Raw genomic sequence first — 21,977 nt, forward strand, 5'->3', positions numbered from 1 at the left:
GGGCAGGTGTGGGGGCAGGGGGCGTGGTGACCAGCTCTCCAGCGAACCGGGACGCCGACATGACACCGACACCAGATCAGTCCAGGCCAGAAGGGGACGACGCCGCCCCCGCCGAGACGGCCGCGGAAACGGAGATCCGGCGCGTCGAGGAACCGGCGCGGCTGCTTCGCGTGAGCGCCATGGTCAGCTCGCTGCTGGACGAGGCCCGTACGGTCCCGCTCGACGAGCACGCCCGCGAGCAGCTCCAGGCCATCCAGGCGCAGGCGGTCAAGGAGATCGGCCACTCAGTGGACCCGGAGCTCCGCGAGGAGCTGGCCCGCCTGCTGCCCGCCCCTTCGGCCCCGCCCAGCCAGTCGGAGATCCGCATCACGCAGAGCCAGCTGGTCGGCTGGCTGGAAGGGGTGTTCCAGGGCATCAAGACCGGGCTGGCGCTGCAGCAGGCCGCCCAGCAACTGCCCCGGCCGCCCCGGCCCGACCTGCCCCCGGCGTCCGGCGGCGGCCCCTACCTGTGAGCGGGAACCCGCGAACCGGACCTACGGCCGGGAAGCGGGCCCGCCCTCGATGAGGCGGTCGATCGCCTCCGTCAGCTCCTGCCTGGTGTAGGAGCGTTCGGGCAGCTCGTTCAGCTGCCCGAGCATGTCCGCGGAAAGCTGGATGTGCCCGGACGCGCACGAGTACAGCTCGCGCCGCGTCACCTCGTCCCGATCGCGGAACACCTCGTCCAGCACCCGCCGCATCTCGTCCGGCACCTTGTGCTCGGTCATGTCCGTCCCCCGTCCTTCCCGGCGTCGCTACTCGAAGTCGTCGGGGTTGAGTTCCTTCTGGCGGAGGAAGGCCTCGTCCAGCTCCTCCTCGCTGAGCTCGGCCGGCTGCTCCTGCTCGGCCGGTTCCTCGGGCTGCTCGGTCATGGGTCCCTCCTCGGCTCGCCGGGCTCCCGGCTCGACCTGCAGGAGTACGGCGTCGGAATGCGGGGCGTCACGACGTGAGCCCCGGGGAGGCGATGAGTCCCTCCGCCGACTTGGCTACCCACCGGCCGCGACGCCACACCGGGACAGCTCGGCCGGGCATGCCCCGCTCAGGCGTGGACGAAGCAGAACTCGTTGCCTTCCGGGTCGGCCATGACCCGGAAGGAGCCCTGGTCGTCGGTCACCGTCTCGCCGACGGGCGTGGCGCCCAGCTCCCGGGCGCGGGCGACGGCTGGGGCGATGGCCTCGACGTCGACGTCCAGGTGCAACCGGTTCTTACCGGCCTTGTCCTCGGGCACCTGCTGGAAGGCGAGGCGGACGGTGCCGGGAGGGTCGACGAACGACCAGTCCGGGGCGCGGTCCACCGGGTCGCCGCCGAGCAACGCAGCCCAGAATCGGACGAGGGACCGCGGATCATGGCAGTCGATGACAATCTGGTCGAGACGCGCACGCATGGGGCCAGCGTAGTCAGCCGGCGGCGGGCACGCCTTCCAGCCCGGAGCCGATCCGCAGCGTCTCACCGGCGCCGAGCGACGCGGCGTCCGAGCACAGCCACACGACGGCGTCGGCGAGCTCCTCGACGCTGCCGTACGGCCCGGCCACGGCGTTGACCAGGACGCCGGAACCGGCCAGGTCCCGTGCCGCCGCGCGGGTCAGCTCGATCACGCGCGGGCCGGTGGCCAGGTTGACGATGCGGCCGCGGCCGGCGCGCCGCATCGGCGGCAGCTCGTACCGCATCGCCAACGCCGCGCGGGAGTGGTTGAAGGCGGCGTCGAGCCGGCCGAAGGCGCCGAGCGTCTGCTCGACCAGCCGCCGCACCGACACCGGGCTGGCGAGGTCGGTGGGGACGGCGACCACGTGGCCGCCCGCCGCCCCGATGCCGGCGGCGAGCTCCTCCAGGGCCCGGCCGTCGCGGGCGGCCAGGACGACGCCGGCGCCGGCTCTGCTCAGCGCGCGTGCCGCCGCCGCGCCTGCCGAGCGGCCGGCGCCGGTGACGACGGCGATCCGGCCTCGCAGCGCCTCGCCCATGGTGACCTGCCCTTCTGCAGCGGATCTCCGAGGCTAGGCACCCGGTCGCCGGGCCGCATCAGTGAAGTCGCCGGTCCCGGGGCCGTTGTCATGGGTTGCGGTGCTTTCTATGCTCGCCGTGTGCTGGGGAGAGACAGCGAGATCGAGCTGCTCGGGTCGTTGCTGCGCCGCGCCGCCGAGGGCCACGGCGGCGGCGTCGTCCTGCACGGCGAGCCCGGCATCGGCAAGACGGCGCTGCTGTCGCACACCGAGGAGCGCGCGACCGGCTTCCAGGTGCTGCGCGCGGTCGGCGTGGCGCCCGAGGCCGACCTCGCCTACGCGACGCTGCACGAGCTCCTGCTCCCGCTGCTGGAGTCGGTCGGCGACCTGCCCGGACCGCAGGCGCAGGCGCTGAGCGTCCTGTTCGGGCGCGCGCACGGCACGCCGCCCGACCCGTTCCTGGTGGGGCTGTCGACGCTGTCGCTGCTGTCGCTGCGGGCCGGCGAGCGGCCGATGCTGTGCGTCGTCGACGACGCGCACTGGGCGGACCAGCCGACGCTGAAGACGCTGGCGTTCGTGGCCCGCAGGCTGGACAACGAGCCGATCGCGGTGGCGCTGGCGGCGCGGGCCGACGAGGGCCACGACACCGATCTCCCTCATCTGCGGCGCATCCCTCTCATGGGCCTCAAACCGGATGCGGCCCGGACGCTGCTCGCCGGCCGGCGGCTGACCGACGGCGAGCAGGAGCAGTTGCTCGCGGTCACCGGCGGGAACCCCCTGGCCCTGCTGGAACTGGCCGGCCGGGAGCTGCCGCCGGAGGGCGCGCAGGAGCCGCCGGCCCTGACCGACGAGCTCGGGCGCTCGTTCCTGGCGAGGATCCGGGCCCGGCACGCGGCCTCGCTGCCGCTGCTCCAGCTCATCGCCGCCGACGGCTCGGGCAGCGTCGAGACCATCGGCCGGGCGGCCGCGTCGCTGGGCGTCGCCGCGGACCCGCTGCATCGCGCCGAACTGGACGAACTGCTGACCTACGACGGGACCCGGCTGGTGTTCCGGCATCCGCTGATCCGGTCGGCGATCTACCACAGCGCCACGGTCAACCGGCGGGTGGCCATCCACCGGGCGCTCGCCTCGGCGTTCGACACCGGGACCGACCAGCATCGGCGTGCCTGGCACCTGGGGCAGGCCGCCGTCGGCCAGGACGAGGAGGCCGCCGGGGAACTGGAGCGCTCGGCCGAGCAGGCGGCCCTGCGCGGCGGGCCGGCCTCGGCCATGGCCGCGCTGTCGCGGGCGGCCGAGCTCACCCCCGACGGCCCCGACCGGGGGCGGCGGCTGTGGAGCGCCGCGCGCGCCGCCGTCCAGGGCGGTTTCACCGGCGCCGCCGGGGAGCTGCTCGACCGGGCCGAGCGCGAGCCCCGGCCGGCCGAGGCGGACCGGATCGCGCTGGCCGCGCTGCGCGCCATCGTGGCCGAGTTCGCCGGGTCCACGCAGGAGGCGCTGGACCTGGTCAAGCCGTGGATCCCGCGCGCGCTGCGGGTCGACCGGCGGCTGTTCACGCCGACCGTCGCGATGTACGCCGACCTCGGTCTGCGTGCCAACCGGCCGGAGGCGTGGGCCGAGCTGGCCGGCTGGCTCGCCGAGGTCCCGCTGACGCGCGACGACCCCCAGGACGCGGTGCTGCGCCTCCTCCGCACCCTCTGCCACGCCCGCACCACCCCCGCTCCCGGCCACGGGCCGGCCGCGCGGGATCGGGAGCTGGCCGGAGGGCCGGCCGCGCGGGATCGGGAGCTGGCCGGAGGGCTGACCGATCCGGTCACGATGACGCTGGCGGGCGCGATCGCCGGCGGGCTCGGCGACCACGAGCTGAGCCGCCGCCTGTACCGCGACGCCGGACGGCTGGCGCGGGCCGGCGGATCGCTGGGCGCGCTCGCCTGGAACCTCGAGTACCAGGCCGCCGACGAGATCGCGCGCGGCAGGTTCGGGCTCGCCGAGGCGCACGCCGAGGAAGGCGGCCAGTTCGCCGCCGACGCCAGCCAGCCGAACACGGCCTGCCGCAACCGGGCGCTGCTGGCGTTGTGCGCCGCCATCCGCGGCCAACCGGACGCGGGCGAGCTGGCCGCCGAGGTGCTGGCCGAGGCGAGCGCCCGCGGGCTGTGCGACGCGATGGCGCACGCCGAACGGGCGCTCGGGCTCCTCGACCTGGTCGCGGGCAGGCACCGGGAGGCCGCCCGGCACTTCGGCGCGGCCGGCGACTGGGCCGCCGCCACGCCTCCCGACCTGGCCATGCGCATGGTCCCCGACCTGGTCGAAGCCCTGGTCCGGGCCGGAGAGAGCGACCGGGCCGCCGCCGCGTCCGCCCGCTACGAGCGGTGGACCGCGCACACCCCCTCACCGGAGCTGGGCGCCCTGGCGGCCCGCTGCCGGGCCCTGGTCAGCACCGGCGGCGACGCGGACGAGCACTACGCCGAGGCCCTGCGCCTGCACGCGCTGTCCGGCTCCCCGCTGGAGTGCGCCCGTACCGCGTTGCTGCTGGGCGAGCGGCTGCGGCGCGACCGGCGGCGCTCGGAGGCGCAGCGGCACCTGCGCGACGCGGCGGAGAGCTTCCGCCGGATCGGCGCGCTCGCGTGGGCCGACCACGCGCTCGGCGAGTTGCGCGCCACCGGGGAGCAGGCCCGTACCCGGCCCCCGGAGGCGGCCGCGCTGAGCACGCTCACCCCGCAGGAGCTGCGCATCACGCTGGCCGTCGGCGAAGGGCTGACCAACCGCGAGATCGCCGCGCAGCTGTTCCTCAGCCCGCGCACCGTGGACTACCACCTGCGCAAGGTCTTCCAGAAGGCCGACATCACCTCGCGGGCCGAGCTCATGCGGCTGGTCCTGGCCGAAGACCGGCGAGTTCACTGATTCGGCGCCCGCCCGTCCCTTCCTAACGTCGGCGGCATCACGTCCCCACGTCAGGAGTACGAAATGCGGAACGTCGTCAGGTTCGTCTGGCACTACGCCGAGATGGTCATCGCGATGTACCTCGGGATGCTGCTGCTCGGCCTGCTGTGGAGCGCGGTGCTGCCACAGCCCGTCAGGTTCGACGTCGACACCTTGCTCATGGCCGCCGACATGACCGTCGGCATGGCCCTGTGGATGCTGGTCCGCCGGCACGGCTGGGCGCGCATCGCCGAGATGGGCGTGGCGATGTTCGCGCCGTTCCCCGTCCTGCTCGTCCCGTACTGGTTCGGCCTGTTATCAGGGCATGTGGTGATGACCGCCGGGCACACGCTCATGTTCGTCTTCATGGCGCTGGTCATGCTGTGGCGCCGTGCCGAGTACACCGGCCACCCGGTCGGCATCCCGGGCAAGTGGCTCAGGAGATCGGCGGTCGTGCTGGCCGCGCTGCTGCTCCCGGCCTCGGTGTCGGCGGTCAACACCACCGGCAAGTTCGGCGACCTGTACACGGTCCGCGCGGACGCGGTGACCGCCGGGCCCGCGCCGAAGACCGGCGGCCACGACCCGGCCAAGCCCACGGTGGCCCTACTGACCGGCGGCGCCGGCACCAACGTGGCCGACCTGCTCGGCCCGTACGAGGTGCTGGCGGGCACCGGCCGGGTCAACACCTACGTCGTCTCCGCCGATCCCGGGCCGGCGACGCTGACCGGCGGGCTGGACCTCGTGCCGGACCTGACGCTCGACGGGCTGACGCGGCTGCTGGACGAGCGGCGCGACCGGCTCGACGCCGTGGTGATCCCGGCCATGCAGGAGCCCTACCCGGCGGCCGGCGACTGGCTGCGCCGCCAGTCGGCCGCCGGCACGCTGGTCGTCACCGTCTGCAACGGCGCCCGTGTGCTCGCCGGGACCGGGCTGCTGGACGGCAGGCGCGCCACCTCCCACTGGCTGCGGCTGTCCGGGCTGCGCGCCGACTTCCCCCGCGTCGAATGGGTCGGCGGCGTGCGGTACGTCGACGACGGCAACGTGATCACCACCGCCGGCGTGCTGTCCGGCATCGACGGCACCCTGCGGATCATCGAACGGCTGCTCGGCGCGGACACCGCGCACGAGGCGGCGCAGCGGGTCCACTGGCGCCACTACTCCCCCGGCGTCGCCGCGCGGATCCCCGAGTCCGGGCTGGAGCCCGGCGACGCCGTCGTCGGGATCAACGCCTCCTACCACCCCGGCCCGTCGGCCATCGGGGTCCGGCTCGTGGACGGCGTCGGCGAACTGGAGCTGGCCTCGGTGTTCATCTCCTACACCGAGCACGCCATGGTCGGGCGGACGATCGCGATCGGCGACGGCCCGGTGCGTTCCAGGCACGGCCTGACGTTCGTGCCCCGCGCGACGCCCGCCGAGGCGGCCAGGGACCTCGACCGCCTCGTCGTGCCCGGCCTGGACGCGGCGCGGCGCCAGGTGGCCGGCGTGGGGGACCTGCGGCCCGAGTACCCGCACGCCGGTGGGGAGTTCGCCTTCGACCCGGTGATGCGCGACATCGCCCGCACCTACGACGTGCAGACCGCCCGGTGGACGGCGAAGACCCTGGAGTACCCGGTGCTGGACCTCGGGCTGACGGGCAGCGCCTGGCCGTGGGTCGCGACGGCCGTGCCCGTGGCGCTCGCGCTGCTGGGAGCCGCCGTGGCGCTCGGCGCCGGCCTGCTGCTCCGGCGGCCGGCGAACCGCCCCGCGGGTCAGCCCACCGGCAATCGGTACAGCCGCCGGGTCGCGTCGAGGTAGTCGTCGTCGACGAAGCGCCCCGACAGGCGGCCCGCCAGAATGAGCCAGTTGTCCAGCCACAGCCTCAGCGCGCCCTCCGGCCTGGCCCGCACGCCGGCGAACGGGCGGCACGCGCGGTAGTCCAGCAGGCCGTGGGCGTGCTCGTGGAAGGGCCAGTCGGGGACGGCGACGTCGCGGGGGCTGAGCCGCCCTTCGGTTGCGCCGTCGGAGTAGTAGAGGTCGTGCACGCCGAGGCCGGCCGCGTCCCACACCACCTGGACGTACCTGCGCCCGGCCAGCGGCTCGGTGCGGGTGCGCGGCCCGGCGACGGTGATGGCGTGGGTCCAGCCGGGGGCGTGCCCGCCCATCCAGACGAGCTCGTCGAACCCGTACGGCTCGTGGTGCCGCATCGCCTCGGCGAGACCGCAGGGCACGGCCGCCGCCGGGTCGCCGCCCAGGAGGCGGGCGATCTCGTCAGGGTCGTCGCCCTCGATCCACGTCCCGGCGAACAGGTCGCCGAACCCGCGCGCCTCCAGCAGCGGCCACTGCTCCGGCTGGTTCACGAGGCCGCCACCCGGCACAGGGTGCGCCGTTCGGCGAGCCAGTCGCGGTCGATGAAGCGGCCGGTGATCCGCCCTACGGCGATCAGGTGCGGGTCGAGGTCGCTCTCGTCGCCCTGGTCGTCGTTGAGCCACAGGTCGTCGAGCCCGTCCTCGCCGTAGATGCCCGGGACGCCGTAGAACTCGTCGATCTCCCGCAGGTAGCAGAAGTCGAGAACCCGCCGCCGGCCCGCCGGCCACAGGTCGTCCGTCGAGTCCGTCAGCGCCAGCGCGAACGTCCAGCCGGGCGCGTGGCGGCCCATCCAGAGGATCGGCGTGGGCGTGCCCGCGCCGTGCCAGCGCAGCGCGGTGGCCAGGTCGCAGTCGAGCGTCCTGGCCGGGTCGATCCGCATCTCGGCGGCTATCGCGGCGGCGTCGTCACCCTCGATCCAGGCGGCGTGGATCTTCTCCCGGAGCCCGGCGGCGGCCAGCAACTCCCATTGGCTCTCTTCAGGTAACAACGGGCACCTCGATCATCCGGGGACGGCGGCATCCTACCGCTCAGCCGATCTTGTGGCGGCGGCCAGAACCTCGGCCAGGTGCACGGCCCGGCGCCCGCTCCCGGCGTGCTCGATCTGCGTACGGCAGCTGAACCCGTCGGCCAGGATCAGCGCCTCCGGCCCGGCGGCGCGCACGGCGGGCAGCAACTCGTGCTCGGCGCACGCCATGGAGACGTCCAGGTGCCCGGCGCTGAACCCGAAGTCGCCGGCCAGACCGCAGCAGCCGCCCACCACGTCCACCTCGACACCCGCCTCCGCGAGCAGCCGCCGGTCGGCGTCGTAGCCGAGGACGGCGTGCTGGTGGCAGTGCGGCTGGGCGACGGCGGCGCCGCCGACGGGCGGCGGCCGCCAGCCGTCGGTGCGGGTCAGCAGCTCGGCCAGGGTGACGGTCTGCTCGGCGAGGCGGCCCGCCTGGCGGTTCTGCGCGAGCAGCGCGGGCGCGTCGTCGCGCAGCGCGGCGGTGCAGCTCGGCTCCAGCCCGACGATGGGCACGCCGGTGCGCAGCAGCGGGCCGAGCGTGCGCAGGGTGCGGTTCAGCACCCGCCGGGCGATGTCCAGCTGCCCGGTGGAGATCCAGGTGAGGCCGCAGCACAGCGTGCGCGGCGGCACCACCACCTGGTAGCCGGCCGCCTCCAGCACCCGGACCGCGGCGACGGCGATGTGCGGGGCCAGGTTGTCGGTGAAGGTGTCCGGCCACAGCAGCACCTTGCCCAGCCGTCCGGGCCTGACCGGCCGCCGCCGGAAGGAGTCGCTGAAGCGCCGCCGCGCGAAGGACGGCACCTGGCGGGCGGGTTCCAGCCCGCCCAGCCGCTTGACCAGCGCGGCCAGGCCGGGCGCGTGCGTGAGCGCGTTGACCGCGCCGGGCGCGAACGCCGCGAGCCGCGCCCACAGCGGCAGCCAGCCCATGCTGTAGTGCGCCGCCGGCCGCAGCCGGTGCGCGTAGTGCCGGGCCAGGAACTCCGCCTTGTACGTGGCCATGTCCACGCTCATCGGGCAGTCGTGCTTGCAGCCCTTGCAAGCCAGGCAGAGGTCGAGCGCGTCGCGCACGGCGGTGGAGCGCCAGCCGTCGCCGACGGGCGAGTCGGCGTGGCCGTCGAGCATCTCGAACAGCAGCCGGGCCCGGCCGCGCGTGGAGTGCTCCTCCTCGCCGGTGGCCCGGTAGGACGGGCACATGACGCCGCCGGTGTGGCTGCGGCACTTGCCGACGCCCACGCACCGCATCACCGCGCGCTGGAAGCTGCCGTCGTCGTCCGGGTAGCCGAAGCCGGTCGCCGGCGTGCCCGGGTCCCAGCCCGGCCCCAGGCGCAGGTCCTCGGTGGCGCCGCGCGGGTGGACGACCTTGCCGGGGTTCATCCGGTCACCCGGGTCGAACAGCGCCTTGACCTCGCCGAACGCCTCGACGATCGCGGGGCCGTACATGATGGGCAGCAGTTCGGCGCGCGCCTGGCCGTCGCCGTGCTCGCCCGACAGCGAGCCGCCGTAGGAGGTGACGAGCTCGGCCGCCCGCCGCAGGAAGGTGTGGAAGGTGCGCACGCCGTCGGCGGTGACGAGGTCGAACGGGATGCGGCAGTGCACGCACCCCTGCCCGAAGTGGCCGTACAGGGAGGTGTCGCCGTAGCCGAACTCGTCGTACAGGCGGCGCGCGTCGCGCAGGTAGGCGCCGAGCCGTTCCGGCGGCACCGCGGCGTCCTCCCAGCCGGGCCACGTCTCACGCATGCCGGGCACCCGGGCGGTGGCGCCCAGGCTGGACTCGCGCAGCTCCCACAGCTCCCGCTCGGTCTCCTCGCCGGGGAAGAAGGCGACGCTCGGCTCGTGCTCGCCGCCGCGCAGCTCCTCGATGACGGCCCTGGCCCGCTGGTCGGCCTCGTCCCGGGTGTCGCCGGCGAAGGAGACCATGAGCCAGCCGGCCCCCTCGGGCAGCCTGCCGAGGGCGTCCGGATTCAGGTGCCTGCGCCGCTCGTAGTCGATCAGCTTGTCGTCGAGCCCTTCGAGCTGCAGCGGCCGGTGCCCGGTGATGCGCGGCACCGCGTCGGCGGCGGCCGCGATGTCGTGGTAGCCGAGCACGAGCAGCGTCTCGGCCCCGGGCACGGGCACCAGGCGCAGCTCCGCCCGCAGCACGGTGACGAGCGTGCCCTCGGAGCCGACCAGCGCCCTGGCGAGGTCGAACGGGCCGCCGGGGAGCAGGTCGTCGAGGTTGTAGCCGGACACGCGGCGCGGGATGTCGGGATAGCGCCGGCGGATCTCGGCGGCGTACCGCCCGGCCAGCTCGCGCAGCCCCCGGTAGATCTCCGCGCGGCGCCCGCCCGCCGCGACGATCCGCTCGTACTCGTCGTCGCCGGTCGCGCCGACCCACATGCGCGTGCCGTCGTAGGTGAGGATCTCCAGGCGGCTGACGTTGTCGGCGGTCTTGCCGTACGCCTGCGCGGTGGAGCCGCACGAGTTGTTGCCGATCATGCCGCCGAGCGTGCACTGGGCGTGCGTGGAGGGGCGCGGCCCGAACATCAGCCCCGACGGCGCCAGCTTCCTGTTGAGCTCGTCCAGGACGATGCCCGGCTCGACCACGCAGGTCCCGGCCCGTTCGTCCACCGACACCAGCCGGTGGCAGTACTTAGACCAGTCGATGATCACCGCGGTGTTGCAGGTCTGCCCGGCCAGGCTGGTGCCGCCGCCCCGCGAGGTGATCGGCGCCCGGTGCCCGCGGCAGACCGCGACGGCCTCCTCGGCGGCCTCGACGGTACGCGGCACGACCACGCCGAGCGGCACCTGCCGGTAGTTGGAGGCGTCGGTGGAGTACGCGCCTCGGCTGCCGGGGTCGAAGCGCACCTCGCCGTCCACCCGCTCGCGCAGGTCCCGTTCCAGCTCGCGCAGGTTGACGTACGGCTCCCGGACGGCGGCGGGCGGCGTGACGATCTGCTGTGCCATCGCGCTCACCGCCCCAGCTGGGAGATCTTGTCCTTGAACAGGGTGGTGGCGATGGACGCCTTGTGCGGCTGGCCGCGCAGGAACGCCCGCGCGAAGCTCTTGGCCTGCTCGTAGGAGACCTTGCCGGGCATCGGCGGCTCGTTCGGGTCCACGTCCACGTCCACCAGCGCCGGCCCGTCGTGCGCGAGCGCCTGGCGGACGGCCTCGTCCAGGTCGCCCGGCTCGGTGACCTTGCGCCCGTAGCCGCCGCAGGAGCGCGCCCAGCCGGAGAAGTCGGCGGCGGGCTCGGCGAAGCGGACGCCGTGCTCGGGGTAGCCGAGCACCATCTGCTCCCACAGGATCTGGCCGAGCGAGTTGTTGTTGTTGACGACCACCTTGATCGGCAGCCCGTGCTGGGCGGCTGTCAGGAACTCGGCCATCAGCATCGCGACGGCGCCGTCGCCCACGAACGCGATGACCTGCCGGCCGGGGAAGGCGAGCTGCACCGCGATCGCGTACGGCAGGCCGGGCGCCATCGAGGCGAGGTTGCCCGACAGGTAGAAGCCGCGCTCGCCGCGGATCGTCCAGTGCCTGGCGGCCCAGGTGGCGATCGTGCCCGAGTCGCAGGTGAGGATGGCGTCGTCGGTGGCGGCCCGGTCGACGCAGCCCATCAGATACTGCGGCGCGATCGGGTGGCGTTCCGGCGAGTCCAGCGCCCGCATGTCCGAGCGCCACTTGTCCGTCATCCGCGTGTACTTGTCCAGGTGGTCACGGCTGCCGTCGTGCCTGAGCAACGGCAGCAGGGCGCGCAGCCCCTCCTTGGCGTCGCCGATCATCGGCACCTCGGTGGGCAGCCGCACCCCGGCCCTGACGGGGTCGGCCTCCAGCTGGACCACCCGCGCCTGGCCCGGCTTGGGCAGGTGCTGGGTGTAGGGGAAGTTCGTGCCGATCATGAACAGGGCGTCGCAGTCCTCCACGAGCTCCTCACCGGGGCGGGTGCCGAGCAGGCCGATCCCGCCCACCGCGTACGGCGAGTCGTCGGGGATGACGGCCTTGCCGGGCAGCGTCTTGATCACCGGCGCGCCGAGCGCCTCGGCCACCGCCAGCACCTCGGCCCGCGCGTGCAGCGCCCCGGCGCCCGCCAGGATCGCCGGGCGTTCGCTGCCGTTGAGGACCTCGGCCGCGGCCCGCAGGTCCTCCTCGCGCGGGAGTCCCGGCGGGCTCAGGTAGATCGCGGCCGTGGCGGGCGGCCGCGCCGGGGCGACGTGCTTGTACGGGTCGGCGTCGGCGTCGGCCACCTGCACGTCGTTCGGGACGGTCAGGTGCGCGACGCCGCGCCTTGCGTACGCGGTCCTGATCGCGATGTCGACGACGCCGGGCAGCTGGGCGGGGTTGTCGACGAGCAGGTTGTACTCGGCGACGTCCTCGAACAGCCGGTCCAGATGGACTTCCTGCTGGTAGCCGGTGCCGAGCACACTGGTCTCCTGCATGCCGGTGATGGCCAGCACCGGCTGATGGTCCAGCTTCGCGTCATACAGCCCGTTGAGCAGGTGGATGCCGCCGGGACCGCTGGTGGCCAGGCAGACGCCGACGCGCCCGGTCGCCTTGGCGTGGGCGGCGGCCATGAACGCGGCCGCCTCCTCGTGGTGCACCAGGACGAAGCGGACACGGTCGGCGTGGCGGCGCAGCCCTTCCATGATGCCGTTGATGCCGTCGCCGGGCAGGCCGAAGACCGTGTCGACGCCCCACTCGGCCAGCCGCTCGATGAGCACTTCGGAAGCGATGGTTGTCATACCTGCCGCCGTGCCCCGGCGGGTCTCGGCAAACGTCCACGTACCTGCAAATTTCCCCCGTGGGGGTCAGGCCGCCGGGGCGTTGCGGAGGGTGACGTTGATGCGGTTCCAGGTGTTGATCGAGGCGATCGCCATGACCAGGGCGGCCAGCGACTCCTCGTCGTAGTGCGCGGCGGCCTCGTCCCACACCTCGTCGGGGACGCCCGCGGGGTTGTCGGCCAGCCGCGTGGCCGCCTCGGCGAGTGCCAGGGCGGCGCGCTCGGCGGCCGAGAAGAACGGGGTGTCGCGCCAGGCCGCCACCGCGTGGAGGCGCTGGTCGGACACACCGGCCTCGGCGGCTTCGCGGGCGTGCATGTCGACGCAGTAGCCACAGCCGTTGATCTGGCTGACGCGCAGCCGCAGCAGGTCGAGCGTGACGTGCGGGACGGGGCTGCCGTTGAGGTAGGCCTCCAGCGCGTACATCGCCTTCAGGCCGTCGGCCGCGGGCTTGCGAATGCTCATACGCATGTCAATTCTCCTCATCTTGGATATTGAATATCCAGTTTTAGGGCGAACGGCGGCGCCGTTCAGGGGCGGCGGCTCGCGAACCACGCGCGCGTGGCCGAGGGCGTGCCGGGCGAGCGGCGCTCCACCGTCGCCTTGATGTCGGCCAGCGTCTGGCCGGCCAGTTCCTTGCGCCAGGCCAGCTCGGCCCGGCGCATGGCCTGCGAGATGACGCACGCCTTGCGGTAGTCGACGTCCGGGCGGCCCTGCGGACCCTGCCGGAGCACCTCCTCGCAGCGGAACGCCTCCTCCGGCCCCTCGATCGCGGTCAGCACGTCGAGCAGGGTGATCCGCTCCGGCGGGCGCGCCAGCCGGAACCCGCCGCGCGGACCGGGCGTGGAGGTGACGATGCCGGCCCGCGCCAGCGCCTGGAGCTGCTTGTTCAGATAGGCCGCCGGCAGCTCGTAGAAGGCCGCCAGACGGGCCGCCGTCATCGCCTCACCCTGCTCGACCCAGGTCAGGTTCAGACAGCTGTGCAGCGCCCACTCCACGCCCTCGCTCATCCGCATATCCTGGATAATACACATCCAGGATTACGGGGTCACGCGGCGGGGTCGAGAACCACGGGCAGGGCCGGGTAGTCGTTGGCGATGAAGGACGTGTGACGGCCCGGCCGGCCCGCCAGGCGCAGTCCGGGGAAGCGGGCGAACAGGGCGGGCAGCGCGATCGCCGCCTCCAGCCGGGCCAGCGGCGCCCCCAGGCAGTAGTGGATGCCGTGCCCGAACGCCAGGTGCTGCCGGTCGGCGCGGTCGATGTCGAAGCGGTCCGGGTCGGGGTTGGCCAGCGGGTCACGCCCGTGCGCGCCGAAGGCGACCAGGATCAGCTCACCCTTGCCGATCATGACGCCCTCGCCGAGGTCGATGTCGGTGGTGGCGTAACGCATCGGCAGGTGCATGATCGGCGCGTGCTGGCGCAGGCTCTCCTCGATGACGTCGCTCCAGCGGGCGGGGTCGGCGTGGACGGCGGCGAGCTGGCCGGGGTGCGACAGCATGGCGACGGTCGCGTGGTCGATGAGGGACACCGCCGTCTCGCTGCCGGCGCCGATCATCAGGATCAGGGTGCTGACCAGCTCGTCCGTGCTGAGCTCCTCGCCCTCCTCCTGCGCGGCCAGCAGCAGGCTCGTCAGGTCCTGCCCGGGGCTGGCGCGCCTGTGGTGCAGGAGCGTGTGCATCGCGGCGAACATGTCACGCTGGACGACGGTCGCCTGCTCGGGCGTGAGACTGGTGTCCAGGACGGAGTCGATGCAGCGCAGCATGTGCGGGCGCTGCTCCTGCGGGACGCCCATCAGGTCGCAGATCACCCGGGTCGGGATGGGATAGCTGAAACGGGCGCGCAGGTCGACCGGCCGGCCGGGGGGTTCGAGCGCCAGGTCGTCGAGCAGGTCCTCGACGATGGTCTCGATCGCGGGCCGCATCGCCTCGATGCGGCGGGGGGTGAACGCCTTGCCGACCAGGTCCTTGAGCCGCTTGTGGTCGTCGCCGTCGACGGTGAACATGCTGATCACGTCGACCCAGGCGGTCAGCCAGCCGATCGCGAACGGCCGGTAGTCCGGCCAGGAGGTGCGGGCGTTCTTGGAGACGCCGGGATGGACCAGGAGTTTCTTGGCGACCTCGCCGCGGGTCACCGACCAGGCGACCAGGTCGCCGGGGAGCCGGACCCGGACGGCCGGCCCCTCTGCGCGCAGGTCGTCGACCTGCTCATAAAGGCGTTTTCCTGTGGGGTCGAGGATCGGGGGTTCGCCGGACACGAATACCTCCAGGGGACGCGGTGGGGGTGAGGGAAGCATCAGCGGGCTGGGGGCGGAAGCGGATGGCCAGGGCCGCCGGGCACTGGTGGAAGGGGCCCGGCCGGTTGGCGCCGCCGGCGGTGCCGAGCTCCAGGTCCCACAGCCGGTCCAGGAGCGTCTCGATCGCGGTCTGGGCGATCGCGGCGGCCTGGCTGTCGGCGGGGCACCGGTGCGGCCCGGCCGACCAGGCCAGGTGCGAGCGGTTGTCGTAGCCGAGCGGGGGCAGCGCCGGGTCGGTGCCGGTGGCGGCGTGGCTGATCAGGATCGGCACGCCGCGCGGCACGGGCACGCCGTGCAGCGCGGTGTCGTGGCGGGCGTAGTGGACGGAGAAGTTGGCCATCGGCGAGCGCGTCCACAGCACCTGTTCCAGGGCGCGGCGAACGGTGACGGCGCCCGCGGTCAGATCCCCGGCGTAGTGATCGTCCGACAGCAGCAGGCGCAGGCCGGAGGCGATCCACGCGGAGGTGGGGATGGTGCCCGCGCCGACCAGGACGACGAGCTGGTGCAGGATCTCCTCGTGCGACAGCCGGGCCGGATGGGCCAGCATCCAGGAGGTGCAGTCACGCCCCGGCGAGACGTCCTTCATCGCGATGATCTCGGCCAGGCATCGCGCCAGGTCGGCGGCGCCCCGGGCGGCCTCCGGACCGGCGTTGATCATGCCCTGGCAGCCGGCGACCATGCGTTCGACCAGCTCGGGCGGGCAGCCCAGCAGGTCGGTGAAGACCAGCAGCGGCAGCGTGTCGGCGTACTGGCTCATCAGCTCGGCCCGGCCCTCCCCGGCGAAGGCGTCGATGAGGCGCAACGCGTGCCGCCGGGTGATCTCGCGCAGCTCGTGCAGGTTGATCCGGCGCAGGCAGTCGTCCATGGGCCGCCGCAGCCTGGCGTGCCGCTCGCCGTCGGCGTACAGGAGGCTGGGCCGGTAGGCCATGAGCGCCAGCACCGGGCTGTCGGCGGGGACGCGGCCCTGCTGCAGCGCCTCCCACGTGCGGCTGTCCTTGCCGTAGGTGTCGGTGTCGGTGAGCACGTCGACGGCGGCGCGGCGGCCGGTGACGACCAGCGCGTGGACGCCTTCGGCGATCTCCGCCCAGGCGACGGGACCGGCGGCGCGCAGCAGGTCGTAGGCGTCGTCGGGCCGGGCGGCGAACGAGGCGCCGAACAGTCTCGGAACGGGGGCGGACGGTGTCATCGGGCATGCTCCAGGCGGCGGTGGTGGTCGAGGATGTGCTGGACGAGCGCGATCAGGCCGTGCTTGGCCGAGCCGGCCCGGCGGGCGTCCATGCTCACCAGCGGCTGGTCGTCCAGGCTCAGGCTGTCGCGCAGCTCTGCGTCGCGGTAGCGGGGCGAGCCGTCGAAGTGGTTGACGGCGACGACGTGGGGCAGCCGTGCCTCTTCGAGCAGGTTCATCGCGTCGAAGCTGGCGTCGATGCGGCGCGTGTCGACCAGCACCAGTCCGCCGAGCGCGCCGTCCATGAGGGAGCGGACCATGCCGTGGAACCGCGGCTGGCCGGGCGCGCCGAACAGATAGAGCACGATTTCAGGAGACAACGTCAGGCGGCCGAAGTCCATCGCCACCGTCGTGGTGTCCTTGCCCCGCAGGTCTCTCAGGTCGTCCACGAGCTGTCCGGCCTGCGTCATCCGCTCCTCGGTCGACAGCGGGCGAATTTCCGACACGGTCCTGACGAAGGTGGTCTTGCCGACGGCGAACGGGCCGAGCACGAGGACCTTCACCGGCCGGGCCGTCGCCGGCACGTAGCGGTCAGAGCTTTTCAAGTGCCTTCAACACCTTCATCAGGAAGTCGGCGCTATAGGGGGAGGCGGCGGGCACGAAGGGCGCGCGCGGGGCCAGGTGACCGCTGTCGACCAGCCCCGCCACGATCACCTTGACGATCGCTCCCGGCAGTTGCAGGTGGGCGGCGACCTCCGACACCGACAGCGCCCCAGGCAGGCACAGGTCCATCACCCGGCGGGACTGCGCCGCGAGGCCGGTCAGCGGCCGGCCGGGGTCGGCGACGAGGAGCGTGGCGGCGTCCAGTCCGGCCCGCGTGCCGGGGGCGTCGCCACCGGTCACGGCGTAGGAGCGGATCATGCCCGCTCGCCGGTGCCGCGACGCCGTCATGTGCCGCCGCTCCGCTCCCGGGCGCCCAGGACCGGGCCCAGCCCGTGCACGGTCTTGGTGGCCGCCTGGATGGCGATGTGGGTGGCGGCGCTGTTGAACTCGCCCCGGATCGACACGCCGATCCCGGTGCGCTCGGTGACGGCGAACAGCACCATGGTGACGTTCACGAGGTCGGCGATCACGTAGCGCAGCGGGCCGGGCGCGCTGTGCCGCGACGGGGTGGTGCAGAACTCGCTCAGCTGCTGCTGCAGCGACTTCATCCCGGACAGCGCGGCCGCGGCGCGGTCGGCGTCGTCGCGGGTCATGCCGGCCGAGTACGCCAGGACCAGCCCGTCGGAGGTGAACAGCACCGCGTTCATGACGTCCGACTGCTGGTCGACCAGGTTGTTGAGGACCCAGCTCATGTTGGTGTCGTCGGCGGTGGGCTGCTCTATGGTCATGGCTGCGGGTGTCCTTCAGCGTCGTTGTCGCGGCCGGTGGCGAGGCCCGAGCCGAGCAGCTCGCTCAGCTTTCCCAGGTCGGCGGCCACGTCTTCGGGCGCGCGGGTGTCGGTGATGGATTGCTGGGTCGGCTGCGCGGAGACGGGCGTGACGGCGTGCTGACGTTCGCGCTTGGGCAGGCCGTTGGACGTGGTGGCCCGCGCCGCGGGGGCGGCGGGGGCAGCGTTGACCGCGTGGGCGGCGGGCGGCGGCGCCGTCTCGCGCGGTGCCGCCGGCCCGGGGGCCGCGCTCATCAGGTGGTGCGGGACCAGGCAGGACGCCTGGACGCCGCCGCTGGGCGAGGGCGCGCTGACGTCGACGTGGAAGCCGTAGTCGTGCGCCAGGTGCCCGATGACGGCGAAGCCCAGCTTGCGCTCGTCGGCCAGGTTGGCCGCGTCGAGCGTCGTCTGCCGCGACAGCAGGCGCTCGGCCTCGGCGAGCTGGAAGGCGTTCAGGCCGGCGCCCTTGTCGTCGACCACGACGCAGAAGCCCTTCGGGACCTCCCTGACGTAGACGCTGACCCGGTCGCCGGTGTAGCTGGTGGCGTTGGCCAGCAGCTCGGCGAGCGCGACCGTGATCGGCTCGACCACCCGGCCCTCGACCCACCGCTCGCCGACGTCGGGCACGTAGGTGTAGTCGACGCGGTCGTAGGCGGGGATGCGGCCCCGGGCGCTCTCCACGATCTCGCGGAAGGTGCAGTCGGCGCGCTGCACGCCCGGCCAGGAGCCCGCCAGGATGCGCAGCCGTTGCACGGCGTGCAGCGCCCAGGTGGCGTGGGCGTCCATGTCGACCAGGCTCCGGTGGTGGTCGGCGCCGGGCGGCTGGTCGAGCGCCTCGTTGATGGACATCTGGAGCCTGGCGAGGTACATCTGCACCTCTTCGGCCATGCCCCGCACCCCGGCGCGGGCGGCGCCGCTGACGTCCGCCCGGGTGGCGCGCACCGCCTCGCGCAGCAGTTCCTCGGCGCCGGCGACGTGCTCGCTCAGCGGCGTGCCCGCGAACTGCGGATGCAGCAGCCCGGGGACGGCGACGTCGGCGTAGCCGCGCACTTCGGCGTCGGCCACCGCGTTCAGCCGTTCGACCAGCCGGCCGGTTTCCGCGACCGCCGCGTTGTACCACTGGAGATTCGCGCCGGCCTGCTGAAGCGCCTGTTCTTTGTCTTTCTCGGCGGCTTCCCTGGCCTGTTCGGCGCTCTCTCTGGCCTGTTCGGCGACTTGTCTCGCCTTTTCCGCGGCTTGCGCCCGCTCGGCCGCCCGGGCGCGCTCGGCGGCTGCCTTTTCCTGGTCGTCGGGTCGTGCCGAGGTTCGTGCCGAGGGTCTTACGACGGGCGGGGTCACGGCCCGGGTCCGGCGTTCGGGGGTCCTGGAACGCGCGAGCAGGACGGCCAGCAGCACGATGCAGACCATCAGCAATAACACGCTGCAGATGACGCTCGCCAGCAGCACTCCGGCAGTGAAATCCGCGGATCCGTTCATGTCCGTCCTTTGAAGTGCTGGAGCTCCACATGGGCACGGCAGAGGAATCGACACCGTCAAATGAGCGAAAGGCGTCGCCGCTTGACGACTTTACACGGCCTTTCCCTACAGCCATGTCAAAACGTCGGCTATTTCTTCATTCGGAACAAACACATACTGCGCGAAACGGAAATTCCCGAGGAATATTCATAAACGCGTGAACGTGTCACACGCCCGCGCCTCCGCCCTCCCGTGCCACCCGGTCCTGGCGCGGCCAGGAGCGGCCGCCGACGCCCTCGACGTCGGTGTTGAAACGCCTGAGATAGGCGGCGAACTCCGCCACCTCCTCGGCCGTCCAGCCGGCCAGCACCTTCTCCAGGCCCCTGATGTTCCTGGCGCGCTCGTCGTCGAGGTAGCGCTCGCCCACCTCGGTGAGCCGGAACTTGCGCGCGATCCCGCCCTCGGGGTCGGGGATGCGCTCGGCCAGCCCGTCGCGCAGCAGGGCCGAGGTGTGCCGGTTGAGCGTGGAGACGTCGAGGCCGAACGCCTCGCTGAGCTGCCCGATGGACATCATGCCCGCCACCCTGATCCGGCTGAGCAGGATGTAGGCGCTGCGGTCAAGATGGCGGTGCTGCCCGAGCAGCATCGTCTCGTACTCGACCAGGTCGGTGGGCTTGTCCATGACGGTCCTTTCGGGTCGCGGTCCGCAACCCCCACGGAGTGTGCAGATAACACACTATGTGTAGAGTGCACATCTCTCCCCCGCCGACACCCGAGAAGAGGATCCGCGTGCAAGAGCCGAGACCCAACGGCGTCGTCACCGTGATGGCGGTGGCCGGCATCGTCGCCTCGCTCACCCAGACCCTGGTCGTGCCGCTGATCGGCGAGCTGCCGCGGCTGCTGGACAGCACCGCGTCCGACGCGTCCTGGGTGATCACGGCGACCCTGCTGGCCGGAGCCGTGACGACCCCGGTGACGGGCCGGCTGGGCGACCTGTTCGGCAAGCGCCGCATGATGCTCGTCTGCTCGGCGCCGCTCGTCCTCGGCTGCGTCATCTGCGCGCTCGCCGGCTCGCTGGCCCCCATGCTCGTGGGGCGGGGGCTGCAGGGCATGGGCATGGGGCTGATCCCGCTGGGCATCAGCGCGCTTCGTGACGTGCTGCCGCCCGAGCGGCTCGGCTCCTCCATCGCGCTGATGAGCTCCTCGATGGGCATCGGCGGCGCGCTCGGCATGCCGATCGCGGCCGCCGTCGCCGAGTACGCGAGCTGGCGGGCGCTGTTCTGGGCCACGGCCGCGCTGAGCCTGCTCGTGGCCCTGCTCATCTGGCGCCTGGTGCCGGTCACGCCCGCCACGGCCAGCGGGCGCGTGGACGTGGCCGGCGCGCTCGGCCTCGGCGCGGGGCTGGTGTGCCTGCTGCTCGGCGTGTCCAAGGGCGCCGACTGGGGCTGGACGAGCGGCCTGACGCTCGGGCTGCTCGTCACCGCGGCGCTCGTCCTGCTCGCGTGGGGCTGGTGGGAGCTGCGCAGCGCCGATCCGCTCGTCGACCTGCGCGTCACCGCGCGGCCGCAGGTGCTGCTGACGAACGTGGCCTCGATCGTCGTCGGCTTCGCGATGTACGCCCAGGCGCTGATCGTCATGCAGATCCTGCAACTGCCGGCGGGCACCGGCTACGGGCTCGGGCAGTCGATGCTCGCCGCCGGCCTGTGGATGGCGCCCTCGGGGCTGATGATGATGCTCGTCTCCCCCGTCGGCGCGCGTCTGTCGGCCGCCCGGGGCCCCAAGGTCACGCTGGCCGCCGGCAGCCTCGTCATGGCGCTCGGGTACGGCTCCTCCATGGTCCTGCTCGGCTCCCCCTGGGGGCTGCTGGTCGTCACGTGCCTGTGCAGCATCGGGGTCGGGTTGGCCTACGGCGCGATGCCGGCGCTCATCATGGGTGCCGTGCCCCGGTCCGAGACCGCCGCCGCCAACAGCTTCAACACGCTGATGCGCTCCATCGGCACGACCGTCTCGGCCGCGGTGGTCGGCGTGGTGCTGTCGCAGATGACCGTCACGTTCGGCGGCCACGTCCTGCCGTCCGAAGCGGGCTTCCGGACCGGCATGCTCGTCGGCTGCGGCGCGGCGCTCGTGGCCGCGGCGATCACCCTGGCCCTCCCGTCCCGCCGCGCCGGTGACGCCCTGCCCGCCGCGCCCGCTCCGGCCTCCCCCGCCCCGGCCGCCGAGCGCTGACCCGGCCGCCCCTTTCTCACCACTTCCTGATGCCTCACCCCTGGCGCAACACGGTGTGATGTACGACACTCTGACCAGAACTTGGTCCTAGAACCGTGTTCTAGGGCGACCGGCTGCCACAGCGGAGGAGAAGTCCATGGTCAAGGCCGTCACTCGCGAGCGCCGGCGGCTCGGCTCCCCACCCGAGGACGGCATCAGCCCGGCCGATCCCAACCCGTACGGGTGGGCGCCGTTCATCGTGCTCTTCCTCGTCGGCATCGTGGACCGCATGGAGGCCGGCCTGCTGGCGGGGGTCCTGCCGCTGATCCAGGAGGAATGGGGCTTCAGCGACACGGCCGCCGGGTCCATCCCCACCGCCGGCGCCCTGGCCGCCACCGCCGTCGCGCTGCCCGCCGGCTACCTCGCCGACCGCTACAGCCGCACCCGGATCATCGCCGTCGTGGTGCTCTGCTGGGGCCTGGCGACGCTCGGCTCCGGGCTCGCCGCCGGATTCGCCGTCTTCTACCTCATGCGCGTGCTCCTCGCCGCCGCCGAGAACATCGACAACCCGGCCGTCGGCAGCCTCATCGCCGACTTCTACCCCGCCGCCGCCCGGGTCCACGTGTACGGGTGGACCCGCATGACGACCTACCTCGGCGGGCTCGGCACCATCGTCGGCGGCCTCATCGGCCAGGCGTACGGCTGGCGCGCGACCTTCCTGTTCATGGCGGTCCCCGGCGTCCTCACCGCCCTGCTCGTGTGGCGGCTGCGCGAACCCAGGCGCGGCCACCTCGACAAGATCAGGGCCGCCGCCACGCCGCCCGCCGGCCCTGACGCCGGCCCTGACGCCGGGCCTGATGCCGGCCCTCCTGACGGCCCCGCGCCCCCCCCTGCCGGCGCGCCCCCCGCCCCTTCCACACCCGCCGGGGACGTGGCCCC

General features: G+C 73.3%; 21 protein-coding genes. 5 read left to right on the forward strand and 16 right to left on the reverse strand.

The genetic code is table 11. The annotated features are described in order from the left end of the window. Positions 1-512 (forward strand): proteasome activator (locus ADY59_RS36755; protein WP_231619069.1); only part of this gene is annotated, 512 nt, incomplete at its 5' end. Positions 513-533: 21 nt separating this feature from the next. On the opposite strand, the gene ADY59_RS36760 is transcribed toward ADY59_RS36755, so the two are convergent. The 3 genes from ADY59_RS36760 to ADY59_RS36770 form a co-directional block, all read right to left on the reverse strand. Further along, positions 534-764 (reverse strand): hypothetical protein, encoded by a 231-nt coding sequence (locus ADY59_RS36760; protein ID WP_049572609.1) that lies wholly within the window; start codon positions 762-764, stop codon positions 534-536. A 311-nt stretch (positions 765-1,075) separates the two neighbouring features. Beyond that, positions 1,076-1,420, reverse strand: a complete 345-nt coding sequence (locus ADY59_RS36765; protein WP_049572613.1) for a VOC family protein — start codon at positions 1,418-1,420, stop codon at positions 1,076-1,078. 13 nt (positions 1,421-1,433) lie between these two features. Then, a complete protein-coding gene (locus ADY59_RS36770; protein WP_049572617.1) occupies positions 1,434-1,994 on the reverse strand; it encodes an SDR family NAD(P)-dependent oxidoreductase in 561 nt (186 codons plus the stop codon). A 120-nt stretch (positions 1,995-2,114) separates the two neighbouring features. Between ADY59_RS36770 and ADY59_RS36775 the strand changes: the two genes are divergently transcribed. Together ADY59_RS36775 and ADY59_RS51865 are read left to right on the forward strand one after the other, a co-directional pair. Further along, a complete protein-coding gene (locus ADY59_RS36775; RefSeq protein ID WP_049572618.1) occupies positions 2,115-4,871 on the forward strand; it encodes an AAA family ATPase in 2,757 nt (918 codons plus the stop codon). Positions 4,872-4,934: 63 nt separating this feature from the next. After that, complete coding sequence (locus tag ADY59_RS51865) at positions 4,935-6,683, forward strand: DJ-1/PfpI family protein (RefSeq protein ID WP_049572621.1); 1,749 nt, start codon at positions 4,935-4,937, stop codon at positions 6,681-6,683. Here ADY59_RS51865 and ADY59_RS36785 read toward each other — a convergent pair. The 13 genes from ADY59_RS36785 to ADY59_RS36845 form a co-directional block, all read right to left on the reverse strand. Continuing rightward, a complete protein-coding gene (locus ADY59_RS36785; protein WP_156325957.1) occupies positions 6,638-7,225 on the reverse strand; it encodes a hypothetical protein in 588 nt (195 codons plus the stop codon). The genes ADY59_RS51865 and ADY59_RS36785 overlap by 46 nt on opposite strands. Next, positions 7,222-7,722 (reverse strand): hypothetical protein, encoded by a 501-nt coding sequence (locus ADY59_RS36790; protein WP_156325958.1) that lies wholly within the window; start codon positions 7,720-7,722, stop codon positions 7,222-7,224. Before ADY59_RS36790 ends, ADY59_RS36785 begins: the two co-directional genes overlap by 4 nt. Before the next feature lie 33 nt (positions 7,723-7,755). Further along, entirely contained in the window at positions 7,756-10,683 is a 2,928-nt protein-coding gene (locus ADY59_RS36795; RefSeq protein WP_049572631.1) for an FAD-binding and (Fe-S)-binding domain-containing protein, read from the reverse strand. Positions 10,684-10,688: 5 nt separating this feature from the next. Beyond that, positions 10,689-12,455 (reverse strand): thiamine pyrophosphate-dependent enzyme, encoded by a 1,767-nt coding sequence (locus tag ADY59_RS36800; RefSeq protein WP_049572634.1) that lies wholly within the window; start codon positions 12,453-12,455, stop codon positions 10,689-10,691. A gap of 66 nt (positions 12,456-12,521) precedes the next feature. Next, complete coding sequence (locus tag ADY59_RS36805; protein WP_049572637.1) at positions 12,522-12,962, reverse strand: carboxymuconolactone decarboxylase family protein; 441 nt, start codon at positions 12,960-12,962, stop codon at positions 12,522-12,524. A 59-nt stretch (positions 12,963-13,021) separates the two neighbouring features. Beyond that, positions 13,022-13,507 (reverse strand): RrF2 family transcriptional regulator, encoded by a 486-nt coding sequence (locus ADY59_RS36810; RefSeq protein WP_049572641.1) that lies wholly within the window; start codon positions 13,505-13,507, stop codon positions 13,022-13,024. Between the two features lie 32 nt (positions 13,508-13,539). Continuing rightward, entirely contained in the window at positions 13,540-14,745 is a 1,206-nt protein-coding gene (locus ADY59_RS36815) for a cytochrome P450 family protein (RefSeq protein WP_049572643.1), read from the reverse strand. Further along, positions 14,696-15,970 (reverse strand): cytochrome P450, encoded by a 1,275-nt coding sequence (locus tag ADY59_RS36820; protein WP_049572646.1) that lies wholly within the window; start codon positions 15,968-15,970, stop codon positions 14,696-14,698. Before ADY59_RS36820 ends, ADY59_RS36815 begins: the two co-directional genes overlap by 50 nt. Continuing rightward, complete coding sequence (locus ADY59_RS36825; RefSeq protein WP_049572649.1) at positions 15,967-16,554, reverse strand: GTP-binding protein; 588 nt, start codon at positions 16,552-16,554, stop codon at positions 15,967-15,969. Before ADY59_RS36825 ends, ADY59_RS36820 begins: the two co-directional genes overlap by 4 nt. Continuing rightward, positions 16,541-16,870, reverse strand: coding sequence for a DUF742 domain-containing protein (locus ADY59_RS36830; RefSeq protein WP_197094035.1), 330 nt, complete (start codon positions 16,868-16,870; stop codon positions 16,541-16,543). The genes ADY59_RS36825 and ADY59_RS36830 overlap by 14 nt, the downstream gene beginning before the upstream one ends. A gap of 26 nt (positions 16,871-16,896) precedes the next feature. Further along, positions 16,897-17,340 (reverse strand): roadblock/LC7 domain-containing protein, encoded by a 444-nt coding sequence (locus ADY59_RS47785; RefSeq protein WP_053175503.1) that lies wholly within the window; start codon positions 17,338-17,340, stop codon positions 16,897-16,899. Next, a complete protein-coding gene (locus tag ADY59_RS47790) occupies positions 17,337-18,854 on the reverse strand; it encodes a HAMP domain-containing histidine kinase (RefSeq protein ID WP_156325959.1) in 1,518 nt (505 codons plus the stop codon). Before ADY59_RS47790 ends, ADY59_RS47785 begins: the two co-directional genes overlap by 4 nt. A gap of 205 nt (positions 18,855-19,059) precedes the next feature. Further along, positions 19,060-19,515 (reverse strand): MarR family winged helix-turn-helix transcriptional regulator, encoded by a 456-nt coding sequence (locus ADY59_RS36845; RefSeq protein ID WP_049572655.1) that lies wholly within the window; start codon positions 19,513-19,515, stop codon positions 19,060-19,062. Between the two features lie 107 nt (positions 19,516-19,622). Between ADY59_RS36845 and ADY59_RS36850 the strand changes: the two genes are divergently transcribed. Together ADY59_RS36850 and ADY59_RS36855 are read left to right on the forward strand one after the other, a co-directional pair. After that, positions 19,623-21,059, forward strand: a complete 1,437-nt coding sequence (locus tag ADY59_RS36850) for an MFS transporter (RefSeq protein WP_231619070.1) — start codon at positions 19,623-19,625, stop codon at positions 21,057-21,059. A 136-nt stretch (positions 21,060-21,195) separates the two neighbouring features. Then, positions 21,196-21,977: MFS transporter (locus tag ADY59_RS36855; protein WP_049572659.1), on the forward strand; the 782-nt coding region annotated here is incomplete at its 3' end.

Origin of the sequence: Nonomuraea sp. SBT364 (assembly GCF_001083785.1) — a bacterium.
Classification (GTDB): Bacteria; Actinomycetota; Actinomycetes; order Streptosporangiales; family Streptosporangiaceae; genus Nonomuraea.

Excerpts from the sequence above, each read along its gene's own strand:
- ADY59_RS36810 (WP_049572641.1), bottom strand. The coding sequence starts at position 13,507 with ATGCGGATGAGCGAGGGCGTGGAGTGGGCGCTGCACAGCTGTCTGAAC.
- ADY59_RS36845 (WP_049572655.1), bottom strand. The coding sequence starts at position 19,515 with ATGGACAAGCCCACCGACCTGGTCGAGTACGAGACGATGCTGCTCGGG.
- ADY59_RS36805 (WP_049572637.1), bottom strand. The coding sequence starts at position 12,962 with ATGCGTATGAGCATTCGCAAGCCCGCGGCCGACGGCCTGAAGGCGATG.
- ADY59_RS36795 (WP_049572631.1), bottom strand. The coding sequence starts at position 10,683 with ATGGCACAGCAGATCGTCACGCCGCCCGCCGCCGTCCGGGAGCCGTAC.
- ADY59_RS36765 (WP_049572613.1), bottom strand. The coding sequence starts at position 1,420 with ATGCGTGCGCGTCTCGACCAGATTGTCATCGACTGCCATGATCCGCGG.
- ADY59_RS36800 (WP_049572634.1), bottom strand. The coding sequence starts at position 12,455 with ATGACAACCATCGCTTCCGAAGTGCTCATCGAGCGGCTGGCCGAGTGG.
- ADY59_RS47785 (WP_053175503.1), bottom strand. The coding sequence starts at position 17,340 with ATGACCATAGAGCAGCCCACCGCCGACGACACCAACATGAGCTGGGTC.
- ADY59_RS51865 (WP_049572621.1), top strand. The coding sequence starts at position 4,935 with ATGCGGAACGTCGTCAGGTTCGTCTGGCACTACGCCGAGATGGTCATC.
- ADY59_RS36770 (WP_049572617.1), bottom strand. The coding sequence starts at position 1,994 with ATGGGCGAGGCGCTGCGAGGCCGGATCGCCGTCGTCACCGGCGCCGGC.
- ADY59_RS36760 (WP_049572609.1), bottom strand. The coding sequence starts at position 764 with ATGACCGAGCACAAGGTGCCGGACGAGATGCGGCGGGTGCTGGACGAG.
- ADY59_RS36820 (WP_049572646.1), bottom strand. The coding sequence starts at position 15,970 with ATGACACCGTCCGCCCCCGTTCCGAGACTGTTCGGCGCCTCGTTCGCC.
- ADY59_RS47790 (WP_156325959.1), bottom strand. The coding sequence starts at position 18,854 with ATGAACGGATCCGCGGATTTCACTGCCGGAGTGCTGCTGGCGAGCGTC.
- ADY59_RS36830 (WP_197094035.1), bottom strand. The coding sequence starts at position 16,870 with ATGATCCGCTCCTACGCCGTGACCGGTGGCGACGCCCCCGGCACGCGG.